Source organism: Chamaesiphon sp. OTE_20_metabat_361 (assembly GCF_031364565.1).
The window spans coordinates 1-2,652 of sequence record NZ_JANLWO010000753.1; the positions used below are offsets into that span (position 1 = coordinate 1).

Sequence of the window (2,652 nt, forward strand, 5' to 3'; positions counted from 1 at the left end):
CTTCCTCATATTGTCCTAGCTCTACCAAACTAATACCTCTAGTAAACCAAGCTTCATGGTAATCTGACTTAATCTCAATCGCCCGATTGCAACAACCGATTGCCTCTATATATTTTCCAAGTCTAACTAGTGCAATACCTCGATTATTCCAAGCTAGATGGCAATCCGGTCTAATTTCAATCGCGCGATTGCAACTAGCGATTGCTTCCTCATATAGCCCCATATCTGACAGTGTGGCACTTCTATTAGACCAAGCCAGATAAAACTCAGGTTGAAGCTCGATTGCGCGCTCAAAACAAAAAATTGCTTCCTCATATCTTCTTAATTTAGACATAGCTGCCCCTTTATTTGACCAAGCTTGCTCGAAATTAGGATGAAGTTCAATTGCTCGCTGGTAATGAATGATTGCTTCTTCCTCTTTACCTAGTCCAAGTAAATAGTTCCCTCGCTCGAACAATTTTCGCGAACCCGTTGGTATTGGCTTATGCTGTTGAAGTATTTCAGATGCTGCCTGTGCCAATTCGCACAACCCCAAAATTGCCAAACTAGTTAACTGATTCCGAATCTTGGTTTCCCGGCACAATGCCGATCCATTTTCCCGCAACCAATGTGCCAACTCCTGCTCTTGAAGAGCTTTACTTGACAACCAAACTTGCATACGTTTGTAGTCCCAGCCAGCTTTAATACCAGTAAGTAATTCGCGGATTAAAGCTTCGTAATTTCCTTGAGGAGCCATCAGGGTATGAGTATTGTTTTTGCTGTGTAGATTTTATTGTGAGATTATCATTAATCGAGCTTCAATTTACCAATCCCATCAATATCCAATAAATAACCCTGCACCATCTCCAAAGCGTATCTATCGATCGATTAATAGATTAATGGTGCGATCTTTGCCTGAACTTCAGCAATTACTTCTGGTGAAACAGTTTCTACAAACTTTATTTGCCGCACTCGCCAATCCAGAGATCGAATTTGGTCTACTAAAATCACCCCGTGGGTTTGCAAGTCTTCAGGTAGCAAGACTTCAAATGGATAACCTTTATGCTGACTGGTGATCGGACAGAATAATGCTAACGAACTCTTCTCGCTATAAGCCGCTGGCGAAATGATTAAAGCAGGTCGATAGCCACGTTGTTCGTGTCCCTTCGTTGGGTTAAAGTCTAGATAGACAATATCGCCGCGATTTGGAATGTAGCTATTTGTCATTACCAAATTTCTTCCCCTACAGATGTCCCAGTATCGATCTCTGCATGACGATTTTCTGGTGTAATTCCGGCAATTAATTCCTCTAATGAATACTGTTTTTGTCTTCTAGGTTTAATTGTCAGATTACCATCGATCGCGACAATCTCAACTTCCACCCCATCGCTTAATCCAATCTCTTTCGCTAGATGTTGGGGAATCCTGACAGCGAGGCTATTACCCCATTTTGCGACATTTCCAACCATTACTCAAACATACCCACTATGGGCACGTATAAACCTTGTATCTACATCATAACTTATGTCGATCGAATTTTGCTCAATTTACCAATTCCATCGATATCCAATAAATAACCCTGCACCATCTCCAAAGCGTATCGATCGGGTAAAACTTGCTGAAACTTACTAAACCGATAATTAGGTAAATTTGCTAACAAATATTGCTGAGTATTCTTAGCTTGCCAAAACTCCGGCTTAGTCACTTCCGCGATCGCACTCTCGAACATGGCTGGTGTTAAATGCTCCCCAGAAATTGTTACTTGAAAATTATCGGCTCTGACTTCCCAACCCCACAGACATTCCAACCCATATTTGAGCGTGCGATTGACTCTCCCACCTGCATACGTCCACCATTGCACCTTCTCTTCCTCCCAAACCGTCCCTTCGATTACCTCCTGACGGCGTTCTTCGCGAGCGTTATTTAATACCGATTTGGCGATCGAATCGAGATAAACTAAATCCTGTTTCGATTTTAATAAAGCGGCAATTTCCTGACACACATCCCAACCCAAAAATTGCGGGATAAATCTGCCCCAAGTTGGTTTCTTACCCTGCGGTGCGGGGGCGACGATGAGAGATCGATTATCTCGATCGATCGATTGCGCGATCCAGGCTCTACCGCCTAATAAGAAACAACTAATTTCGGGAGTCAGTGTATCGATGAATTTCTGTTCTAAAGATCCGATCGGTTGTTCCTTTTCGGTATAAACTTCATACTGTTGGGGCGAACTAAATACGGCATAGAGAGCCATGAAATTCTTGCGCCCGAAAGCTTTTTCGGTTTCCGATCCGATCGCGAGTAACCCTCCAGTCAGATAGAGATAATTATTTTTGAGCATATGCTTGATTAAGTAATCGAACTCCGCCCGTTTAATCCCTTTAAAATCGGGAATCGTCGATAACTGTGCCCACGCGTCACCAGGCGAGATCGAACTAAATTGCATCGTTAGGGCGAGTAATTGTTGGACTAATACAGCCCAATTGCGATCGGAAACGACGATCGATTCTACCCAATTTCGCCGTGCTAATTCGATTACTGCGATCGCTTGTAATAATGCCGCCGAATTATCGATTAAAAACGTCGTATTCGCACCCCCACCGCGCCTACCAGTGCGCCCCAAGCGTTGTAAAAAAGCCGAAACCGTATCCGGTGCATTCGCCTGTAATACCG

General features: G+C 43.4%; 3 protein-coding genes and 1 pseudogene. All 4 read right to left on the reverse strand.

What is annotated here, in order from left to right:
* A partial coding sequence (locus RMO35_RS21355) for a tetratricopeptide repeat protein (RefSeq protein ID WP_309744053.1) occupies positions 1 to 736 on the reverse strand: 736 nt, incomplete at its 3' end.
* 131 nt (positions 737 to 867) lie between these two features.
* A complete protein-coding gene (gene mazF, locus RMO35_RS21360) occupies positions 868 to 1,206 on the reverse strand; it encodes an endoribonuclease MazF (protein ID WP_309744055.1) in 339 nt (112 codons plus the stop codon).
* Positions 1,206 to 1,448: an AbrB/MazE/SpoVT family DNA-binding domain-containing protein gene (locus RMO35_RS21365; protein ID WP_309744057.1), complete on the reverse strand. Its 243-nt coding sequence runs from the start codon at positions 1,446 to 1,448 to the stop codon at positions 1,206 to 1,208. The genes mazF and RMO35_RS21365 overlap by 1 nt, the downstream gene beginning before the upstream one ends.
* 53 nt (positions 1,449 to 1,501) lie before the next feature.
* Positions 1,502 to 2,652: pseudogene (locus RMO35_RS21370) on the reverse strand (DEAD/DEAH box helicase); the annotation flags it as partial.

Bases quoted from the DNA above. Each gene is read 5' to 3' on its own strand.
- RMO35_RS21365 (WP_309744057.1), bottom strand. From the start codon at position 1,448: ATGGTTGGAAATGTCGCAAAATGGGGTAATAGCCTCGCTGTCAGGATT.
- mazF (WP_309744055.1), bottom strand. From the start codon at position 1,206: ATGACAAATAGCTACATTCCAAATCGCGGCGATATTGTCTATCTAGAC.